Below are 20,090 nucleotides of genomic sequence, written 5' to 3'. Positions count from 1 at the left end.
CAGATCAATGCAGCCCTATCTTAATCCGGTATCCGCACCGGATTTTTCCATGAGGAGTATGACCGATGGCTTTTGAATTGCCCGCCTTGCCCTACGACTACGAGGCCTTGCAGCCTTACATGTCGAAGGAGACGCTGGAGTATCACCACGACAAGCACCACAAGGCTTATGTCGACAACGGCAACAAGCTGGCCGCCGAAGCGGGCCTTGGCGATCTGTCGGTCGAAGAGGTGGTCAAGCAGTCGTTCGGCAAGAATGCCGGCCTCTTCAACAACGCAGCCCAGCACTACAACCACATCCATTTCTGGAAGTGGATGAAGAAGGGCGGCGGCGGCAACAAGCTTCCGGGCGCCCTGCAGAAGGCTTTCGACGCCGACCTCGGCGGCTACGACAAGTTCAAGGCCGACTTCATCGCCGCCGGCACCACGCAGTTCGGTTCGGGCTGGGCCTGGGTCTCGGTCAAGGACGGCAAGCTGGCGATATCCAAGACGCCGAACGGCGAGAACCCGCTCGTCCATGGCGCATCGCCGATCCTCGGCGTCGATGTCTGGGAACATTCCTATTACATCGACTACCGCAACGCGCGGCCGAAATATCTCGAGGCCTTCGTCGACAGCCTCATCAACTGGGACCATGTCCTTGAAATGTACGAAGACGCGAAAGCCTGATCGACCCAGAGAAGCCCCGGTACTCCGGGGCTTTTCTTTCTCAGCTGAAGCAGCAGGCACACAAAATTCGGCAGAATCCGGCCGGCGGACAGGGAATAATCCCGGCCCGCCCTCCGTTAACGTTAGGTCGCGACCCCTCATCATCCTGGAGCCAATTGAATGAGAAAGCTTGTTATCGCCATCTCTATGCTCAGCCTCGCCGCCTCGGCGGCTTTTGCCGACCCGATCCTCGACCGACAGGGACTGATGAAGGAACGAGGCAAGATCGTCGGCGGCCTGTCAAAAATCGCCAAGGGCGAGGCAGACTTCGATGCCGCCGCCGTGCTGACGGCGCTGCAGGCGCTGCAAGTCAATGCCGAGAAGTTCGATGTCGACACGCTGTTCCCGGCCGGCAGCGACAGCGGTGATACCACCGCCTCGCCCAAAATCTGGAAAGACATGGCGGGCTTCAAATCGACCGAAGACAAGTACCTCGCCGACGTCAAGGCCGCAGTCGCCGCCGCACCCGCCGATGTCGATGCGCTGAAGGCGCAGATCGATACGCTCGGCAGTGATTGCGGCACCTGCCACAAGACCTATCGGGTGAAGAAGAGCTGATCCCGGGCAATGCCCTTGTGGAAAAAATTTGTCGGCGCCGCCCTTGTCCTGGGCGTCGTCGGTGCCGGCGCCGGCTGGCTGTTGTCGGCGCCGGTCAAGCTCGACACTGACACCCTGGCGCAGCTCGGCCCCGGCGACGCCGCCAGGGGCAAGCGCATTTTCAATGCCGGCGGCTGCACCTCCTGTCACGCCAAGCCGGGCTCGCAAGGCGACGGCCGTTTGCAACTGGTCGGCGGCCTCGAGCTCAAGACGCCGTTCGGCACCTTCGTGCCGCCCAACATCTCACAGGATCCCAAGGACGGCATCGGCGCCTGGACGGTCGAGGACCTTGCCAACGCCATGCTGAAGGGCGTGTCGCCGTCGGGCGAGCATTTCTATCCGGCCTTTCCCTACGCGTCCTACGCCCGGATGAAGCCGGCTGATATTGCCGATCTCTATGCGTTCCTGAAGACGCTGCCGGCGGTCGCCGGCAAGGCGCCCGACAATTCCCTGACTTTCCCCTTCAACATCCGCCGCGGCCTCGGCCTGTGGAAGCGGCTCCATCTCAGCAAAGAGCCGGTGATTGCCTTTGCCGATGGCACGCCTGATCTGGTACTCGCCGGCCGCTATCTGGTCGAGGGGCCCGGCCATTGCGGCGAATGCCACACGCCGCGCGACATCACCGGCGGCACCAGGAAGAGCCAGTGGCTGGCTGGCGCGGCGGCCGCCGAAGGCAGCGGCATCGTGCCGAACATCACATCGGGCGAAGGCGGGCTCGGTGACTGGTCGGAAGCCGACATCGCCAACTATCTCGAAACCGGTTTTACCCCTGATTTCGATTCGGTCGGCGGCGCCATGGTCGACGTGCAGCGCAACATGGCCGAACTGCCGCCGGAAGATCGCGCGGCAATAGCCGCCTATCTCAAGGCGGTGCCGCCGCATCCCAACGGCTACCCGGTGCGCAGCAAGCCGGCCAAGTGATCCCGGCCACAGGTGGCGATCTACAGGTGGCGATCGCCGAGGAAGTCGAAGCCCGTCTCGAAGAAATGGCTGTAATTGCAGGTCAGTTCCTCGCCGGGTGCGATGTCGCGCAAGGCATAGGTTTCCTCGGGCGAGGAGACGTCGCAATTCGGTTCGTCGTCATGGTTCATGTAGCGGGCGTCGTCGGCTTCGAAGACGATGTAGTTCGGATCCCGGCGGTCTGGATAGGAATAACGGTCGAGATAGTTCTTCACCGGGCCGCTCTCGCCTTCATAGGTCTCGACGTCGATGATCCGGTCGAATCTGGGGTCGAGCTTCCAGACGAGCGTGCCCTTGGCAATGTGGTTCCTGGCGAAAACCCCGATGCCCTGGATCGGTGATTTCTCGAGATAGGTGTCGACGAGCAACATAGTGGCCCCTTTGCGTATGTCATGGTCTGGAAGGTGGCGCGCATTGGGTAGCGCGCAGCCATTGCAAATGCGAGTGAAAATGAGCAGCCTGGAATTCAAAAAGTGACGATCGGCGCGCCTCGACGGGCGCGCCTTTCGCATCGACATCAGCGCTGCTGCAAGGCCAGACGGACGCCTAACGCGCAGTAGATGCCGCCAACCACCTTGCCTTGCCATTTCACCACCGACGGATTGCGGCGCAGGAACGTGCCGAGCCGGCCCGCACTCACGGCAAAGACGACTGTGCTGAAAAGGCCGAGCAGAACAAAGATTATGCCCAGCGTCATCAGCTGGAGCATCACCGATCCGTTTTCAGGCCGCACGAACTGGGGCAGGAAGGCGAGGAAGAAAAGCGCCGTCTTTGGATTAAGCACTTCGGTCAGGACAGCTTGACGAAACGCCTTGCTGGCGGAGATCGCGAGTGCGCCGGCAGTAGGGTCGGCCGGTATTCTCTCGATGATTGCGCGGATGCCGAGGTAAACGAGATACGCCGCGCCGATGTATTTTACGACGCTGAACAGCGTTGCCGAAGTGGCGATGATCGCCGAAATGCCGACCATCGCCATGATGGTATGGAACACATCGCCAGCCGCGACGCCCGCGCCCGTAGCGACGCCAACCCTGGTTCCGGAACTCGTCGCTCGCGCGACCGTCAAAAGCGTGGCTGGGCCTGGAATAAACACAAAGCCAAGCACAACCGCTATGTAAGCCGTCAAGGTGGATAGATCGATCATTGCGACGCCTCCGTTGCATTCTCAGCCTTGCCCGTAACCTCGGGTTCGGGCTTGGCCGTAACCTTGAGCGCGAAGGAGTAGGTATAGGCGATCTCCTCCAGCCTTGAAAAGCGGCCGGAGGCGCCGGCATGGCCGGAATCCATGTTGATCTTGAACAGCACCGGATTGTCGCCGCTCTTGCGCTCGCGCAGCCGCGCCACCCATTTGGCCGGCTCCCAATAGGTGACGCGCGGATCGGTGAGGCCGGCCAGCGCCAGGATCGGCGGGTAGTCGTGATCGGCGACATTGTCATAGGGTGAGTAGGCGGCGATCGTTTGGTAATCTTCCGCCGACGCGATCGGGTTGCCCCATTCCGGCCACTCCGGCGGCGTCAGCGGCAAGCTTGCGTCGAGCATCGTGGTCAGCACGTCGACAAAGGGGACCTCGGCAACGATGGCGCCGAAATTTTGCGGCGCCATGTTGGCGATCGCACCCATCAGCATGCCGCCGGCCGAGCCGCCTTGCGCGACGATGCGGTCGTGTTGGGTGTAACGCTCGGCGACGAGATGCTGCGCGACGGCGATGAAATCGGTGAACGTGTTCATCTTGTGCGCCCGCTTGCCGTCGTCATACCAGCCATAGCCCTTGTCCTTGCCGCCGCGGACATGGGCGATGGCAAAGACAAAGCCACGGTCGACCAGCGAGAACCAGTTGGTGTTGAACGCCGCCGGAATGGCAATGCCGTAAGAGCCGTAGCCGTAAAGCAGGCACGGTGCGGAGCCATCGAGCGGCGTGTCGCGGTGGTGCAGCAGCGAGACCGGCACCAGTTCGCCATCGGCGGCCGGCGCCATCAGCCGGCGCGTGACATAATGATCCGGATTGTGACCGGACGGCAATTCCTGGGTCTTCAGCAGCACACGTTCGCGGCTGCGCATATTGTAGTCGAAGACCTGCGCCGGGGTCGTCATCGACGAATAGGTGAAGCGCATGATCTCGGTGTCGTATTCATAGGACCCCGACAGGCCGAGCGAGAACGCCTCTTCGTCGAACGAGATCAGATGCTCCTCGCCGCTGCGGCGATCGCGCACGACGATGCGCGGCAGCCCTTCCTTGCGCTCGAGCCTGACCATATGATCCCTGAAGCCGACCACCGACAGGATCAGCCGGCCTGGCTCGTGCGCCACCAGCTCTTCCCAATTGGCGCGAACCGGGTCATTAGCCGGCGCCGTCATGATCTTGAAGTCCTTGGCGCCGTCGGCATTGGTGAGGATAAAGAAGATGGCGCCGCCTTCTTCCAGATCATATTGCAGGCCAGTCTCGCGCTTTGCCACCAGCTTTGGCTCGGCGAAAGGCTCATCGGCGCGCATCAGGTGATATTCCGAGGTTTCGTGATCGTTGATCCCGATCATGATCCATTCGTTGGAGCGCGTGCCGCCGACATCCATGAAGAAGCCGGGATCGGTTTCCTCATAAATCAGCCGGTCATTAAGGGGGCTGCCGCCGAGCGCGTGGAACAGCACCTTGGACGGGCGATGATTGTCGTCGAGCCTTGTGTAGAAGAAGCCGTCATCGGCGGCATTCCAGACGCCGCCACCACTGGTGGCCTCGATCTGGTCGCTCAGTTCCTTGCCGCTGGTGAGATCGCGCACGCGAAGTGTGAAGAATTCAGAGCCCTTGTCGTCGAACGCCCACAACAGCTTGCGGTGATCGGCCGAATGGTCGACGCCGCCGAGGCGGAAATAGGGCTTGCCCTCGGCTTCCGCGTCGCCATCGAGCAGGATCTGCTCATCGCCGCCATCGCGCGGCATGCGGAAATAGCGGGGCTGTTCGCCGCCAAGCTTGAAGGATGAGCCGTAAGCATAGGGGCCATCCTTCATCGGCACCGTCGAATCATCTTCCTTGATGCGCCCCTTCATCTCGCCGAACAGCTGCTTCCGAAGCTCTAGCGTATCGGCCATAAGCACTGCTTGATAGGCGTTTTCGGCTTCGAGATGGGCGCGGATGCGGCCCTCAAGCAGGGAAGGGTCCCTGAACATCGCCTGCCAGTTCTCGGCCCTCAGCCAGGCATAGTCATCTGTGCGGGTAATGCCGTGATGCGTGTCGAAGACGGGGTGTTTCTCGGGGCTCGGCGGGCTGGCGGTCGGAAAAGCTGAGGTCTTGGTCATTGCGTCTCACTGAAGAAATTACTTGAATGGCAAATGAACACGCCGATCAGCGCGGGTTCAAGGGCCGGGATGTATTGGTTGCGGCGGGCTCGGGAGATGAGCCAAAAGGAGAGGATGATGAATTTCCATATCAACACCGCTGCGGCTCTCGCCGTCGTCGCTTCGACCGTTCTGGCTTTCACCGGCCAGTCTCATGCAACCGCGTTCGCCGCTTGGCAAGTGGCTGGCGTGCCGTTCGGCGACACGCTCAACGTTCGCAAATATCCGTCCGGCACCTCGCAGAAGCAGGCCGCCTATCCCAACGGGACGATCCTGCAGATGACCGGCAAGTGCACCGGCGGCTTGAATCTTCTGGAGATCGCCGGCCAGCCGCACTGGAAACAGAAACAGGCAATTCGCTATCAATGGTGTCAAGTTTGGCACGACCCGGCGCAAAATGGTGGTTTTGTTAGTGGCTGGGTCTATGGAAAATACCTCACGCCGTATTGAATCCGGTCAGACCGAAGATCTTCTTCGGCGGGTTTCGCCAACGCTTTGCAACTTGCGGTTTGGTACGAATCCGACAATCAGCTGCCCAAATCTTGAAGCATAGACCAAGCATCGCTGCCCACTTTATGAGTCCTTGCTGATTTAGCGATGGCGTGACCTTACGTCATGCTAGTCCTGGTCCGACCAGAAAATATCGCGAAGTTACAGAGTGCACGAAAGATTGAAGCTGAAGAGCGACTATTCGATGAATATCGTTGAATATAGCACAAGATGCGAATTGACTTACTTTGTCTGTGGGCTCATTAAGATGCCCGGACGCGAATCCATGAAGCTCTTCCCGCGTGAAATTCGCGCCATGCCCGATCTTCCAAAAAGGGCGCAAACAGAAACATCCTTCGTTGGGGCCTAAACCATGGATATCGTCGAAACACCTTCCAGAAATAGCGATGCGCTGATCGAGCTGACCGCCGATGTGGTGGCAGCCTATGTCAGCAACAATCCCGTGCCGGTCGGCGAATTGCCGAACCTTATCGCTGATGTCCATGCCGCTCTCGGGCGCGTGGGCGGAGCAAGCGAACAGCCTCCGGCCGACAAGCAGAAGCCTGCGGTAAACCCGAAGCGCTCTGTTCATGACGATTACATCGTCTGCCTTGAAGATGGCAAGAAGTTCAAGTCGCTGAAGCGCCACCTGATGACCCATTACGGTCTGACGCCCGATGAATACCGCGAGAAGTGGAATCTCGACGCCAGCTATCCGATGGTTGCCCCCAACTATGCCGCTGCCCGTTCGCAGCTGGCCAAGAAGATGGGCCTCGGCCGCAAGCGCAAGGGGCGGTAACACCGGCTCCAATGGACAAGATCAACGGCGCCCCTTACGGCGCCGTTTTTGTTTCTAGAACAATTCCAGGAAAACTGCCGAGCGCTTTCCCTTGGAATTGCGTCGAAAGAAGAGAAGATAGAGCAATCAAGCAGTCTGCTTGAGAGCCATCTCGGCGTCGCGCTTGATGCGCTTGACCATCGAGCGCAGGCCATTGGCCCGCTGCGGCGACAGATGTTCGTCGAGGCCAAGCGACCTCAGCGTCGCCTCGGCGTCCGTTTCAAGAATCTGGCTGGCAGTCCGTCCCGAAAACAGCGCCAGCATGATGGCGACCAGACCGCGTACGATATGAGCGTCTGAATCGCCTGTGAAGGTGATGACCGGATCGGCGCCCGGCGCTCGGCTCGTGGTCAGCCAGACCTGGCTGACGCAGCCCGGCACCTTGTTGGCGGCGTTGCGTTCGGCGTCGGGAAATGGCGGCAGCGCTTCGCCGAGCTCGATGACATAGCGATAGCGGTCTTCCCACTCGTCGAGCAGGGAGAAGTCGTCGCGGATCGTCTGGATCGTCGTGGCCATTGCTCGGGATATAGTCATCCGCGGCTGCGGCGTCACGGAAAAAGAAGAAAAGCACCGCAGGCATCGAGAGGTCCGACCGGCCTGCGGTGTCGCTGTAGATACAGCTGAAACGGTGTTTAGTTCTTCGCCACCAGCTTGGCAGGTATGTTGACTGTCGCCGGCAGCACGATGTCCTTGGCGACGCTGCCGGTGGCCAGCGATGTATCGGGCGAGGTCTCGGCGCTCTTGTCGTCCAGCATGGCGGCGGCGATCTTGGCGGTTTCCTTGGCCCGGGCGCTGATCGTATGCATCGCCGACTTGCCGGTTTCGCAGACGTCCGGTTTGCGCTCGCAAATCGCCGCGATGTCGCCGACCGCTTCGCGCGCCGCAAAAAGCGCTTGGAACGGCCCGACGCTCTCGCGGCCATCCTCGTCGGGGCCGACGGTCAGCGGCAGCGCCAGCAACACCAGCGAAAACCAGAACGCCATTCTTATCAAAAAGCCCATCGATCTGCCCTCTCGTCCAATGACCGGATCATGCGTCCATGCGCAATGACCTCTTTATATCAGCGACAATGGCACATGAGGCGCAAAGGACGGCTTTCTTGCTCAGCGAAAATTTTCCTCAAATTTTAGGCAAATTCGAAGCGAGGCGTTTTGCAGTGCATTAGCCTCAAATGCCGGCAATTTTCTTAACCTTGCAGTAACCATCTAAGCGATTGTTGCGCATGGATATCTTCAGAAGAGCAGGCATGCCGGCTCAGGGTTTCGCAGCCACGAGCACGCCCTTTGCACATAACGCTCCGTTTACTATGGCCACAAATGGCGGTGCATTCCGGTGCCGGCGCTCCAATTTTTGCCGCAGCGCGCTCGTTGTTCCGGTCAGCCTTATTCATTCCTTAAACGCTGGATGCGAGTTTCAAACAAGCAAAAGCGACCTGCAAAGCAGGGCAGTCACGACCGGGTGCGAGTGCGTTGAGTTTGACAACTGCCAGATACATTGAACTGCCTGGCGCGCTGGCGGCCGGTTGCGAACGCATGGTCCATCCGGCCATCATCGGCCAGGGCGATCGCCTGCGCCAGCGCCGGTTCATCGGCATCATGCTTGCCGCTCCGTTCTTCGCCGCCGGTGCGGCGGTGACACTGGTCACCTCGGGCATGGGCGCCGCCGTCACCGTCGCAGCCATTTTCGCCGCCTTCGGTCTTTGCTGGTTCGCCGCCTTGCTGGTGGCGGCGTCAGGCAAGATGACGCTGGCAGCCCAGGTTGCCCTTGCCGCCGGCGGTCTTGCGCTTGCCGGCGCCGTCGCGGCAGCAGGCGGCCTGGCGTCGCCGGTTGCGCTGCTGGCCCTGGCACTGCCATTCGAGGCCTGGTGGATCGGCGGTTCAAAGCGCGCGGCACTTTGGGGCGGCCTCTCGGCCTTGGCCGCAATGCTGCTGCAGCCCTTTGTCGCCTCTGTCGTCCCGCTCGGCGGGGCGCAAGTCGCGGCGTGGCACTGGCTGCTGCCGCTCGCCTGGGGCCTGACGCTGGTTCCTCGGCTCGCAGCCCTAGGCGATGCCGCACGCGCGCAGCCCGCGCTGCTTCCAAACGACCGCCTTGAAGACATGATCGACGCCGTTGTCCTGCATGTCGCCCGGCATGGCGAGGTCCTGGATGCCTCGGCCAAGGCGCGCACCATCCTGAAGCTGCCGCCGGAACTGCTTTTCGGCGCCGGGCTGTTCGACCGCATCCACCTGTCCGATCGCGTCGCTTATCTCAGCGCGCTTGCCGACATGCGCGATGGCGCCCTGGCGCGCCGGCTCGATCTTCGGGTAAGGCTGCCGCAGGACGGCAGCGCCTCGACGGCCGACAATTACCGGCCATTTCAGCTCGAACTGATGCGTGCCGAAGAGCAGCAGGAGACCTTCACTCTGCTGCTGCGCGAGAACGACGAGACTGCCGAATTGCGCGACGAGCTTGCTGCCGCCAATGAGGCCGCAGCGTCGGCCGAGGTGGCAAAGGGCCGCTTCCTGGCGGTCGTCAGCCATGAGCTTCGGACGCCGCTCAACGCCATCATCGGTTTTTCCGACATGCTGCTGCATGAGATGTTCGGCGGCTTCAAGGACCCGCGCCAGAAGGAGTATGTCAGCCTGGTGAAGGAGTCGGGCCAGCATCTGCTTGCCGTCGTCACCTCCATCCTTGATGTCTCGAGGATCGAGGCCGGCGCCTACGCGACCGAGCCCGAACCGTTCCGATTCATCGAAGCGGTCGAGATGTGCCAGTCGATGATGCAGCTGCAGGCGAATGCCAAGAACATCGATCTCCAGGCGCAGATTGCGCCGGACGCCGGGGAGATCAATGCCGACCGTCGTGCCGTGCAGCAGATCCTGATCAACCTCGTCTCCAATGCGGTCAAGTTCACGCCCGATGGCGGCGATATCATCGTCGGCGCCAAGCGGATCGGCTCGCGGCTGCATTTCTGGGTCAGGGACACCGGCATCGGCATCGCCGAGGAAGATTTTGTCAATCTCGGCAAGCCGTTCATGCAGATCCAGAACGACTATACGCGCCGCTTCGAGGGCACCGGGCTCGGCCTGTCGCTGGTCAAGGGCCTGGTGGCGCTGCACGACGGCACGATGTCGATCGAAAGCATGCCGGGCGAGGGGACGACGGTCACGATCAGCCTGCCGGTGAACGGGCCGAAGAGGAGCGCGACCGAGAGGAACGGCGTGCTGCCGATGCCCGCGACCAGGACGAAAGGCGACGCGAAAGGGGACAGGAATGGCTCGCTCCGCAAAACAGCCTAAGGCGGTCAAGCGCCGCAGCGGCGCGTTCGAGGCCGGCGCGATTGCGCTGGGCGGCGCGATCTCGCGCAATCCGGTCCTGGTCGGCGGCTCGACCGCCTTCCTGGTGACGCTGTTCTACGTTTCCGCCAACGCGCTGTGGTACCAGCCGTTTCCGCATGCCGGCGCCTTCTTCGCCACCCGCAGCATCGAGGGTTTTCCGCACCCCGGCGCGGACGAACCCGAAACCACCATCAACATCCTGCGGCCCGGCCCGGCTCCGGTCAAAAGCGATCCGACCGTCGAGCAGGTCCAGGGCATCCTGAAGGATCTCGATTTCTACACGGGAACGGTCGACGGCATTTCCGGGCCGAATACCCAAAAGGCGATCCAGGCATACCAGCAGAAAGTTGGCCTGCCGGCCTCCGGTGAGATCGACGCCGTCCTGCTCGACCAGCTCGGCGCCAAGCAGACAACAGCTGGCATCCCGCATCCTGTGCCGAGGCCCGTGGATATGGCCGCCGCTCGAGTTGCCGCGCCCGAGGCCGCGCCTGCGCCCATCCCGGTTTCCGCGCCGGTATCCGCCCAAGCGCCCGATGCCCGCATCGTCAAGATCCAGGCCGGCCTGAAGGCATTCGGCAATGACGACATGCAACTCGACGGCGTCGTCGGCGCCCGCACCAAGGCGGCGATCAAGGAATTCCAGTCGCTGTTCGGCCTGCCGGAAACGGGCGAGCCCGACGAGGTCGTCTACGTCAAGATGCGCGAGATCGGCCTGACCAATTGAGTGGTGGTCAAGACGACCGCTCGCGGATAGCCGAAAATCCGGCTAAGACGCCGCGCATGTCCTCCGGAGCTTCGTCATGCGCGTAACCACCGAGTTTTGGGTGTCGGCCCTGCTGCGCCGTGTTTTCGGCGCCGGCGGCTTTGCGGCCGTCGTCAAGCGCGGCGCGACCGAGGCCGGCGCTGTCTTCGTGCTCTCCCGCGGCAGGCTGGGCGACGTCTCCCTGTTCGGCCCGGCGCCGCAGACGAGCTACGATTCGGACAAACCGGATGATCGCTTTTTCACGCTGCTCGGCGCCGGCGACGATGCCGCCGCGCTTGACGCCAGGCTTGAGCGGGAGAAAAAATTCGATCCCGACATCTGGGTGGTCGAGATCGAGGCCGGAACGGTTTCCGCCGAGGAGCTTCTCTCCGTCAAGACGCCTTGAGGCTGGCCCCTAGGCTGGCTTTGTCGACGTCCGGCGCTTGGTCGCCATTCGCGGCGACAGGGGTGTTGCCGCGCACCGCTCGCGACAATGTTTCGGCCTTCCAGCCGCGCACCTTGTCGAGCGCCGCCTCGTGGTGCAGCAGCCGGTAGCGGTCGAGGAAGATGCGGATCGCCTGCGGGTGCGGAAACTCCCGGGGGTAAACCGCGACCACGATCAGGAATGCCCTGTCCTCACTGAGGTCGAGCGCCCGCAGCGCGGCGAGCAGCGAGACATAGCTCGAATGCTCGGTCAGCGACCGCGCCGTCGAGAAGTCGATGTCGAGCGCGTCGGCAAGCGCGGTCTGAAAGAAGGCGGCGTTGCCGGTCAGCGCCGTCTCGCGCAGCTTGCTGTAAGTTGCTGAGCCGGCGAAGGGATTGACCGATGTCGCCTCGCCCTCGGCGAGCATCATCGAGCGCAGGCGGCGCCTGGCGGTTTCGGCGGCGCTGCCGGGCAGTTTTGGTGCGCTGGGAGCGGCGGCAGTGGCTTCGGCACCGTTGCCCGCCACGTCGGCGATCGGCTCGGGCTGCCGCACGCGCACCAAGGTCGGCTTTTCCAGCGCCTTGATCAACTGCGCGATGGTCGGGTTCAAATCCTTGCGGCGGGCAATGGCGCGCGCATGCGGCAGGCCGTGGCGGCCGATCAACGCGATCAGGTCGATGTCGCCCAGCGCCCGCGAACGGACCAGCAAGGGGGCGCAGACATCGACCGGCTCCTCGCAAAGCCGCCGCACCAGGGCGGCCGGCGCATATTCGCATTCGGACAGGGCGGCGGCGACATAGCGGCGCGATTCGACCGGCACGCTGTCGAACAGCGGCAGCGTCAGATCCTCGAGCTGGGCGATCTCGCGGCGCGACGGGCGGGTCAGCGAGCAGAACGCCGACACGGCGGCGCGAAACAGCCTTTCGGCTTTTCCCGATTCCGTCCGTATGGCGATTTGCCTGAAATCCGAAGCTGACACGGAAGATACGCCCGACACTCGACACAACCCGGACCTGCTCAACCGCAACTGTGTCGGTTTCGCGTGAGGCCTGGAACAAACATCAAATTAGCCGCGATCCGTTAGCGCTCCGTTAACCCTCTGCCGGCCTTAATCACATTTGGAGGCGTTGCGTTGTGCTCCGGGGCAACCGAGAGGAATACGCGAACCATGGGCATGGTACTGTCTTTCGTGCCGCGATCGGCACCAGTCAATCGAGCAGTTCAGGACACCGGTACGCCGGCGGCGGTGATCATTTTTCCCGGCGTCCGCTACGAGCATCCGCCATTGGCGGGCCAGGCGCGACCGGCGGACCAGCCGGGCACACCACGGACGCCTGTTCCGCACCACTGAATTTGCTGGTCGTCGGGGTGAGGTCAGTAGTCCTGCAGTTCGCAGGAGCTCTGGTCCAGGAACTGCGACACAACCGGCTTCCAGCTGTCGTCAGGCACGAAGGCGCGGATGACGAAGATGCCTTCCTCGATCGGCGCCTCGACGAAGATCGCCCCTTGCAGGTCTTCGGGAAGCTCCCTGCGCACGTCGATCATCTGTGCCGGCGTCAGCACCACGGTGTCCAGCTTGTTGCCGGTCGCCGTGCGGTCGTTGAATGAATAGAAATTGTGGCCGTTGCGGTCATAGACCGACACCGACCAGAACGGCACGCTGCCCGGCGCCTTGATCCGCACCACGCCTTCGGCAAGGTCGAAGCGGCAGGCGGCGGCGTAAAACAGCGGATCCACCGACTTCACCACCGGCGCGCCGCCCGCCTCGGCATCCAGCCTGGTCATCTTGTAGAGGTCGGAGGCCATCGCCAGCCGTGACCAGGCATCGCGCTCGGTAAATTCCGGCACCAGCAAAAGCACCACGATGTGGACGATGCCGGCGCCGAGCAGGCCGAGCAGGATGGCGTGCAGCAACCTACGCATTGCAGCCAGCCTTGACGATCCGGGGCAGCGACACGTCGGAAAGGCCGGTGCTTGAGGCAATCGGCGTGTCGTAGAAGGTGAGCACGAAATACATCCGGCCAAAACCTTCGGTCAGAAGCCAGTTGCCGGGGGCCGGACGGTTGCCGACGGCGATGATCACCGAATTGTCGGGTTGACGCAGCACCTGGTAGGATTGCAGCGCCGCCAGCCTCGGCTTGCCGGTGTCGACCACGCCGAGCGATTGATCCGCGGCATAGAGCGTCCAGAACCGGGCGGTCGGGAAACTGCCTTCGATCCTGTAGTCGCATTGCCGCTGAAGCTCATCGCCGGCCGCATCGCGTTCGGCGATGAAGGACAAGCCTTCCGCCTTGCCGAGCGCCAGCACGCCCTCGCGCGCCACGCGCGCCTTCGAATAGGGGTCGGCATCTTGCGTGCCGATCTCGGGGAAGGCGGTCCATTGGCCGATGCTGATCGCGCCGACGCCGCTCTGCGCCTGCAGCGCATACCAGACGCTGCCGCCGCCGAGGCCGATGGCTATGGCAAGCGAAAGCAGCGTGAAAAAGGCGGTCTTGAGCATGAAGAACCGGGACGAGAGAATTATCGTTCGGGGATATAGCGGGGCAGGCCACAGAGCAAGCAGCGCTGTGGAATCAAAGCGCCGACAGGGTCTCCGGTGTCTGCGGCGAGCCGAGCACGGGCGCTGTCTGGAACACCTTGGTCATCTCGCGCAGCGTCTGTGTCGTGCGGCTGGACAACACCGCCGGGCGCTCGGCCGCGGCATCGGCGGCTGCCTGATCGGCGTTTTTCTTCTCCGCTTCCTCGGCTTTGGCCGCGATCTCTTCGTCGACGAAGGGCTTGTCTAGGCCGGGGATCGGCTTCAGGTCGATATTCTGGTGCGCGTAGACCATCAGCCGCTGCCACACCATCGCCGGCAGCGTGCCGCCGGTCATGTTGCGGGTCGGGGTGAAGTCGTCATTGCCGAGCCAGACGGCAGCCGTGTAATTGCCGGTGAAGCCGACGAACCAGGCGTCGCGGTAGGATTGCGTCGTCCCCGTCTTGCCAGCGACGACGATGTTGGGCAGCTGCGCGCGCCGCGCGGTGCCGATCGCCGGCACCGCAGCCAGCATGGTGTTCATGTATTTCAAAGCCTGTTCCGACAGAACCCGATGCGGCGCCGGCGCATCCTTGGCAAAGTCGTAGACGACATCGCCGGTGCGGGTGACGAGCTGGGTGATGCCGTGCCGCGAGCCGGCGAAGCCGTTCTGCGCGAACACGCTGTAGCCCGTCGCCTGGTCCATGACCGTCATGCCCGATGTGCCGAGCACCATGGTCTTGTGCGACTCCAGCGGCGATTCCACGCCGAATGATTCGGCCATCGCCTTGATCGGGCCGATGCCGAGATAGTCCTTGGCCAGCCGTACCGGCACGGTGTTGATCGATTTGGCGATCGCCGTGATCAGCGTCACATTGCCGGCCGAGCCGCCATTGTAATTGTGCGGTGACCAGCCGCCCCAGCTGATCGGCCCGCCTGAGACGACGGAGTCCGGGGTGAACCCGTGCTCCATGGCGGTGGCGTAGACGTAAGGTTTGAACGAGGAGCCGGTCTGGCGCAGCGCCTTGGTGGCGCGGTTGAACTGGCTTGCGCCATAGTCGCGGCCGCCGACAATGGCGCGTACCGCGCCATTGGTCTCGATCACTACAACGGCGCCCTCGGTGACGTTGTATTCCTTGCCGAACTGGCGGAGATGGAATTCGACGGATTCCTCCGCCGCTTTCTGGATGTTGGCGTCGAAAGTGGTGTGGGCGACCAGCGAATGCTGGCCGGGCTTGGCGATTTTCTTGACCTCATCGAAGGCCCAGTCGAGGTAATAATCCGGGCTCTTCTGCTCGCCGCGGTCGACGATCTCGGCTGGATGCAGCCTTGCCTGCAGCACCTGGCCTTCGGTCATGAAACCGGAATCGACGAGGTTCGACAGCACCACATTGGCGCGAGCGCGGGCAGCGGGCAGGTTGATGTGCGGGGCGTATTTGGTCGGCGCCTTGAACAGGCCGGCCAGCATCGCCGCCTCGGCGAGGTTCAGATCCTTGACGCTCTTGCCGAAATAGAAATCCGCCGCCGCCTCGATGCCGAACGTGCCGCCGCCCATATAGGCGCGGTCGAGATAAAGCTGCAGGATCTCCTTCTTCGACAGATTGGCCTCCAGCCACAGCGACAGGAAGGCTTCCTTGATCTTGCGTTGGAAGGTCCGCTCATTCGACAGGAACAGGTTCTTGGCCAGCTGCTGGGTGATGCTGGAGCCGCCCTGGACGACGGAATTGGCCCGCACATTCTCGAAGATGGCGCGCGACAGGCCGAGCACGTCGATGCCGTAGTGCTCGAAGAAGCGCCGGTCCTCGGTCGCCAGCACTGCTTTGATGACATGGTCCGGCATCTCGTCGACAGGCACGGAATCGCGCTGGATGATGCCGCGCTGGCCAATCTCGTTGCCGTAGCGGTCGAGGAAGGTGACGGCGAAATCGCCCTGACTGCGCCAGTCGCCGGTGGTGATCTGGAAGGCCGGCATCGCGAGTGCGAGCAGCACGACGACGCCGCCGGCGCCCATCGTAAAACCTTCGCTCAGCACCTCGATGATGCCGCGTCGCCAGCCGGTGACTCGGAAGCGCCGCGAAAAAATGGTCGCCGATTCCCAGAACTGGCCGGCCTTGAAGCCGATTTCGTAGAGCGAGGAATCGATCCACGCGTCCACCGCCAGCAGTGCGGCGGCGATCGGACCTCTTCGTCTTGGACGTCGTTCTAAAGGACTGGCCATTCCCGAAACTCACCCCACCCACCTGAGAACCGCAAGCGGGCAATTTCAGGGCGGGCATACCCGGCGAAGACTATTCTTCCATTTCAGCCCGGCTCACAAGGGCAGCCAGGCCACACCGCACGGTTTGTTGAGCGCCGCCCGGATCGTGACGCTGGAGGTCGACGCCGTCGATGCCGACGCCAGTGGCTTCGAGCCAGTCTGGCACAAGGGCCGGCGCGTCGGCTTCGTCGCCTCAGCCGGCTATGGCTACACAATAGGCAAAAGCGTCGCGCTGACGTTGCTGGGCGACGAATTCGCCGGGGAGGGGACCGCGCTTTGGGTGCACATTGTCGGCGTCGAGCGGCCGGCGCGAATTATTCCGGCCTCGCCATACGACCCCGAGGGCAGGCGATGCGGCAATGAGGAGTTTTGGCCATGGTCGATGACATTATAAGGGAGACCAGGCGCGAGCGCCGGCGCGGGCACACCGGTGAGGCCGGCAGCGGGTCAAGCCGCCACCCGAACTATCGCTCGCTCAAGAACCCGTTCCTGCCGCAGCCGGTGTTTTCGGACGACCAGGTCGCGGCCATCCACGACACGGCGTTGCGCGTGCTGGAAGAGCTCGGCATCAAGGTGCTGCTGCCGGAGGCACGGGCGATCTACGCCAAAGCCGGTGCGCTGGTCGACGAGGACAGCCAGATGGTGCGCATCGGCCGCGATATTGTCACTGCGGCACTGGCCTCGGCGCCGAAATCCATCCGGGCGCTGGCGGGCAACCGTAGCCGCGATCTCATGCTGGAGCTCGGCTCGATGACGTTCCTGGCCGGAGCCGGGGCGCCCAACGTCACCGATCTCGAACGCGGACGGCGTCCGGGCACGCTCGCCGCTTTCGAAGAACTGACCAAGCTTGTTCAGAATTTCGACGTGCTGCATATGCTCGGCCCCTGGATCGAGCCGCAGGATGTCGACAACCATTTGCGCCACTATGCCGTCAACCGTGCGCAGCTGACCCTGTCGGACAAGTTCCCCTTCGTCTTCGCCCGCGGCACGCCGCAGGTCGAGGATGGGTTCGAGATGATCAGGCTGGCGCGCGGGCTCTCGCAGGACGAGTTCCTGGCCGGCGTCCATTGCTACACCGTGATCAACACCAATTCGCCGCGCCAGCTCGATATCCCGATGGCGCAAGGCATCATCGACTTCGCCAGGGCCGGCCAGGTCTCTGTCATCACGCCCTTCTGCCTGGCCGGCGCCATGGCGCCGATCACCGTCGCCGGCGCATTGACGCTGCAGCATGCCGAGGCGCTGGCTGGTCTCGCGCTGGCGCAGATGGTGCGGCCGGGCGCACCGGTGGTCTACGGATCCTTCTCCTCCAATGTCGACATGAAGTCCGGCGCACCGGCCTTCGGCACGCCCGAGCACGTCAAGGCGACGCTGGGCGCCGGCCAGCTGGCGCGCTTCACCGGCCTGCCTTGGCGGTCCGGCGGCGGCAGTGCGGCCAACATTTCCGATGTGCAGGCGGCGCACGAGACGCAGTTCGCGCTGTGGGGCTCGGTGCTTGCCGGCGCCACCGTCTGCATCCATGCCGCGGGCTGGCTGGAGGGTGGCCTCAGCGTCTCCTACGAGAAGCTGATCACCGATATCGAGGCATTGCAGACGGTTGCCGAACTCTGCGCTACGACCCCCGGCGACGAGGATTCGATCGGCTTCGAGGCGATCGCTGAAGTCCAGCCGGGCGGGCATTTCTTCTCCGCCGGCCACACCATGACGCGCTACCGCACCGCCTTCTACGAGCCGCTGGTCGCCGATTGGTCGAATTTCGGCAGCTGGACGCAGTCCGGTTCGAAGTCGGCCACCGAGCGCGCCACCGGCATCTGGAAGCGGACGCTGGCCGACTTCCAGCCGCCGGCGTCGGCCGTTGCCACATCCGATGTGCTCGACGAGTACATTGCCCGCCGCACCGAAGAGGGCGGAGCGTTGCCGGTGTCGTGAGGTTGGCAGCCGTCACGTCGGCCGCTTGTCGCCGGTCTTCGACGGCTCGCGGCGAATCGGCCCGGCATCGGCCTGCCTGTGCTTGTCGGCGGCAATCCGGCGGATGCGATCGAAGCGGCTCTCCTCCGCCGGCTTGGTCGCGGATACAGCGTTTGGCTTCGGGGCGAATGTGATCATCTGTCGATCTCCCTGTCGTTGATGACTGGTCTTGACTGACTGACGGAAATTCCTGGCTCGCCGGGGAAATGTCCCCGGCAGCCTGTTTTGATTTATGCCCGCCCAGATTCCCAGCGGGCAATTTTCGGGCGATGGTCAGTAGCCGCCCATGCCGCCACCGCCGCCCGCAGGCGCCGCATCCTTGGCCGGAACGTCGGTGATCATCGCTTCGGCGGTGATCAGAAGGGCGGCGATCGAGCCGGCGTCCTGCAACGCGGTGCGCACCACTTTCGCCGGGTCGACGATGCCGGCCTTGATCATGTCGACATAGACCTCGTTCTGGGCGTCAAAGCCCTGATTCTGGTCCTTGCTGTCGGACAGCTTGCCGACGACGATCGAGCCTTCGACGCCGGAATTCTCGGCGATCTGGCGGATCGGCGCTTCCAGCGCCCTGAGCACGATCGAAATGCCGGCGGTCACATCGTCATTGGCGCCGGTCAGGCCGGCCAGAGCCGATCTTGCGCGCAGAAGCGCCACGCCACCGCCGGGCACGATGCCTTCTTCCACCGCCGCGCGCGTCGCATTCAGCGCGTCGTCGATGCGGTCCTTCTTTTCCTTCACTTCAGACTCGGTGACGCCGCCGACGCGGATCACGGCGACGCCGCCGGCGAGCTTGGCCAGCCGCTCCTGCAGCTTCTCCTTGTCGTAGTCGGACGTGGTCTCCTCGATCTGGCCCTTGATCTGCGCGATGCGCGCCTGGATGGTCGCCTTGGTGCCGGCGCCGTCGATGATCGTGGTGGTGTCCTTCTCGATCAGTACGCGCTTGGCGCGGCCAAGCATCTCGATGGTGACGTTTTCGAGCTTGATGCCGAGATCCTCGGAAATCATCTGGCCCGATGTCAGCACGGCGATGTCTTCCAGCATCGCCTTGCGGCGATCGCCGAAGCCCGGCGCCTTGACGGCCGCGACCTTGAGGCCGCCGCGCAGCTTGTTGACGACCAGCGTCGCCAGTGCTTCGCCTTCGACGTCTTCCGAGATGATCAGCAACGGCCTGCCGCTCTGCACCACTGCTTCGAGGATCGGCAGCATCGCCTGCAGATTGCCGAGCTTCTTCTCGTGGATGAGCACGTAAGGCTCTTCCAGTTCGACGCGCATCTTGTCGGCATTGGTGACGAAATAGGGTGAGAGATAGCCGCGGTCGAACTGCATGCCTTCGACGACGTCGAGTTCGGTGTCGGCGGTCTTGGCCTCCTCGACGGTGATGACGCCGTCATTGCCGACCTTGTCCATCGCCTTGGCGATCATGGCGCCGACGCTGGCATCGCCATTGGCGGCGATGGTGCCGACCTGCGCGATCTCGGCCGACGACTTGACCTTCTTGGCCTTCGCCTTGATGTCCTTGACCACGGCGGCGACAGCCTGGTCGATGCCACGCTTGAGGTCCATCGGGTTCATGCCCGCGGCAACCAGCTTGGCGCCTTCGCGCAGGATCGATGCGGCCAGCACCGTGGCGGTGGTGGTGCCGTCACCGGCGAGGTCGTTGGTCTTCGAAGCCACTTCGCGCACCATCTGCGCGCCCATGTTCTCGAACTTGTCAGCAAGCTCGATTTCCTTGGCCACCGTCACACCGTCCTTGGTGATGCGCGGCGCGCCATAGGCCTTGTCGATGATGACGTTGCGGCCCTTGGGGCCGAGCGTGACCTTCACCGCATTGGTGAGGATCTCGACGCCGCGCAGCATGCGGTCGCGCGCGTCGGTGGCGAATTTGATTTCCTTGGCAGACATTTTTTTCAATCCCGTTGGTGTGGTGAAGCAAGCGGCTCGCCGGAGCC

Annotated in this window: 21 protein-coding genes; 10 read left to right on the top strand and 11 right to left on the bottom strand. The window is 63.1% G+C overall.

What is annotated here, in order from left to right; translation table 11 throughout:
• Positions 1-65: 65 nt before the first annotated feature.
• From NKJ18_RS15740 to NKJ18_RS15730, 3 genes are all read left to right on the top strand, one after another.
• Entirely contained in the window at positions 66-668 is a 603-nt protein-coding gene (locus NKJ18_RS15740; RefSeq protein WP_352535151.1) for a superoxide dismutase, read from the top strand.
• A 159-nt stretch (positions 669-827) separates the two neighbouring features.
• Positions 828-1,265 (top strand): c-type cytochrome, encoded by a 438-nt coding sequence (locus tag NKJ18_RS15735; RefSeq protein WP_023684552.1) that lies wholly within the window; start codon positions 828-830, stop codon positions 1,263-1,265.
• A gap of 9 nt (positions 1,266-1,274) precedes the next feature.
• The gene (locus NKJ18_RS15730; protein ID WP_023705447.1) at positions 1,275-2,225 is read left to right on the top strand and encodes a cytochrome c; all 951 of its coding nucleotides are present in this window, start codon (positions 1,275-1,277) and stop codon (positions 2,223-2,225) included.
• 20 nt (positions 2,226-2,245) lie between these two features.
• Here the strand turns inward: NKJ18_RS15730 and NKJ18_RS15725 are convergent, their stop codons facing one another.
• The 3 genes from NKJ18_RS15725 to NKJ18_RS15715 all read right to left on the bottom strand — a co-directional run bounded on the left by NKJ18_RS15725 (position 2,246) and on the right by NKJ18_RS15715 (position 5,552).
• Positions 2,246-2,635 carry an SET domain-containing protein gene (locus tag NKJ18_RS15725; RefSeq protein ID WP_023673684.1) on the bottom strand — a complete coding sequence of 130 codons (390 nt, stop codon included), beginning with the start codon at positions 2,633-2,635 and terminating at the stop codon, positions 2,246-2,248.
• A 146-nt stretch (positions 2,636-2,781) separates the two neighbouring features.
• A complete protein-coding gene (locus NKJ18_RS15720; protein WP_023692796.1) occupies positions 2,782-3,408 on the bottom strand; it encodes a LysE family translocator in 627 nt (208 codons plus the stop codon).
• Positions 3,405-5,552: a S9 family peptidase gene (locus tag NKJ18_RS15715; protein ID WP_023708426.1), complete on the bottom strand. Its 2,148-nt coding sequence runs from the start codon at positions 5,550-5,552 to the stop codon at positions 3,405-3,407. The genes NKJ18_RS15720 and NKJ18_RS15715 overlap by 4 nt, the downstream gene beginning before the upstream one ends.
• A 114-nt stretch (positions 5,553-5,666) precedes the next feature.
• Between NKJ18_RS15715 and NKJ18_RS15710 the strand changes: the two genes are divergently transcribed.
• Together NKJ18_RS15710 and NKJ18_RS15705 are read left to right on the top strand one after the other, a co-directional pair.
• The gene (locus NKJ18_RS15710; RefSeq protein WP_023702200.1) at positions 5,667-6,041 is read left to right on the top strand and encodes an SH3 domain-containing protein; all 375 of its coding nucleotides are present in this window, start codon (positions 5,667-5,669) and stop codon (positions 6,039-6,041) included.
• Positions 6,042-6,453: 412 nt separating this feature from the next.
• A complete protein-coding gene (locus NKJ18_RS15705) occupies positions 6,454-6,879 on the top strand; it encodes a Ros/MucR family transcriptional regulator (RefSeq protein WP_023673680.1) in 426 nt (141 codons plus the stop codon).
• 126 nt (positions 6,880-7,005) lie between these two features.
• On the opposite strand, the gene NKJ18_RS15700 is transcribed toward NKJ18_RS15705, so the two are convergent.
• Positions 7,006-7,434: a SufE family protein gene (locus NKJ18_RS15700; protein WP_023684547.1), complete on the bottom strand. Its 429-nt coding sequence runs from the start codon at positions 7,432-7,434 to the stop codon at positions 7,006-7,008.
• Between the two features lie 116 nt (positions 7,435-7,550).
• The gene (locus NKJ18_RS15695) at positions 7,551-7,919 is read right to left on the bottom strand and encodes a DUF5330 domain-containing protein (protein ID WP_031355805.1); all 369 of its coding nucleotides are present in this window, start codon (positions 7,917-7,919) and stop codon (positions 7,551-7,553) included.
• 531 nt (positions 7,920-8,450) lie between these two features.
• Here NKJ18_RS15695 and NKJ18_RS15690 point away from each other — a divergent pair.
• The 3 genes from NKJ18_RS15690 (at position 8,451) to NKJ18_RS15680 (ending at position 11,383) form a co-directional block, all read left to right on the top strand.
• A complete protein-coding gene (locus tag NKJ18_RS15690; protein ID WP_352755845.1) occupies positions 8,451-10,196 on the top strand; it encodes a sensor histidine kinase in 1,746 nt (581 codons plus the stop codon).
• The gene (locus tag NKJ18_RS15685; protein WP_023670159.1) at positions 10,171-10,959 is read left to right on the top strand and encodes a peptidoglycan-binding domain-containing protein; all 789 of its coding nucleotides are present in this window, start codon (positions 10,171-10,173) and stop codon (positions 10,957-10,959) included. The genes NKJ18_RS15690 and NKJ18_RS15685 overlap by 26 nt, the downstream gene beginning before the upstream one ends.
• A 76-nt stretch (positions 10,960-11,035) precedes the next feature.
• Positions 11,036-11,383: a DUF1491 family protein gene (locus tag NKJ18_RS15680; RefSeq protein ID WP_352758652.1), complete on the top strand. Its 348-nt coding sequence runs from the start codon at positions 11,036-11,038 to the stop codon at positions 11,381-11,383.
• Here NKJ18_RS15680 and NKJ18_RS15675 read toward each other — a convergent pair.
• From NKJ18_RS15675 to NKJ18_RS15660, 4 genes are all read right to left on the bottom strand, one after another.
• A complete protein-coding gene (locus NKJ18_RS15675) occupies positions 11,370-12,380 on the bottom strand; it encodes a hypothetical protein (RefSeq protein ID WP_352625965.1) in 1,011 nt (336 codons plus the stop codon). The genes NKJ18_RS15680 and NKJ18_RS15675 overlap by 14 nt on opposite strands.
• A 395-nt stretch (positions 12,381-12,775) precedes the next feature.
• Positions 12,776-13,324, bottom strand: a complete 549-nt coding sequence (locus NKJ18_RS15670; RefSeq protein ID WP_023735535.1) for a DUF1254 domain-containing protein — start codon at positions 13,322-13,324, stop codon at positions 12,776-12,778.
• Positions 13,317-13,901 (bottom strand): DUF1214 domain-containing protein, encoded by a 585-nt coding sequence (locus NKJ18_RS15665; protein ID WP_023670163.1) that lies wholly within the window; start codon positions 13,899-13,901, stop codon positions 13,317-13,319. Before NKJ18_RS15665 ends, NKJ18_RS15670 begins: the two co-directional genes overlap by 8 nt.
• 73 nt (positions 13,902-13,974) lie before the next feature.
• Positions 13,975-16,134 carry a transglycosylase domain-containing protein gene (locus NKJ18_RS15660; RefSeq protein WP_023687235.1) on the bottom strand — a complete coding sequence of 720 codons (2,160 nt, stop codon included), beginning with the start codon at positions 16,132-16,134 and terminating at the stop codon, positions 13,975-13,977.
• A gap of 127 nt (positions 16,135-16,261) precedes the next feature.
• Here NKJ18_RS15660 and NKJ18_RS15655 point away from each other — a divergent pair, with 127 nt between their 5' ends.
• Both NKJ18_RS15655 and NKJ18_RS15650 read left to right on the top strand, forming a co-directional pair.
• The gene (locus tag NKJ18_RS15655) at positions 16,262-16,567 is read left to right on the top strand and encodes a glycine cleavage T C-terminal barrel domain-containing protein (protein ID WP_023727644.1); all 306 of its coding nucleotides are present in this window, start codon (positions 16,262-16,264) and stop codon (positions 16,565-16,567) included.
• Complete coding sequence (locus NKJ18_RS15650; RefSeq protein ID WP_023727643.1) at positions 16,549-18,102, top strand: trimethylamine methyltransferase family protein; 1,554 nt, start codon at positions 16,549-16,551, stop codon at positions 18,100-18,102. Before NKJ18_RS15655 ends, NKJ18_RS15650 begins: the two co-directional genes overlap by 19 nt.
• A gap of 12 nt (positions 18,103-18,114) precedes the next feature.
• Here NKJ18_RS15650 and NKJ18_RS15645 read toward each other — a convergent pair whose 3' ends face one another.
• Positions 18,115-18,279, bottom strand: coding sequence for a hypothetical protein (locus NKJ18_RS15645; RefSeq protein ID WP_023687237.1), 165 nt, complete (start codon positions 18,277-18,279; stop codon positions 18,115-18,117).
• A 135-nt stretch (positions 18,280-18,414) separates the two neighbouring features.
• A complete protein-coding gene (gene groL, locus NKJ18_RS15640) occupies positions 18,415-20,043 on the bottom strand; it encodes a chaperonin GroEL (protein ID WP_023687238.1) in 1,629 nt (542 codons plus the stop codon).
• Between the last annotated feature and the right edge of the window lie 47 nt (positions 20,044-20,090).

It is taken from the genome of Mesorhizobium sp. M0217 (assembly GCF_040321955.1).
In the GTDB taxonomy this organism is placed as follows: Bacteria; Pseudomonadota; Alphaproteobacteria; order Rhizobiales; family Rhizobiaceae; genus Mesorhizobium.
Note: the sequence above shows the minus strand (reverse complement) of the source record. Positions and strands in the feature narration are given on the sequence as shown.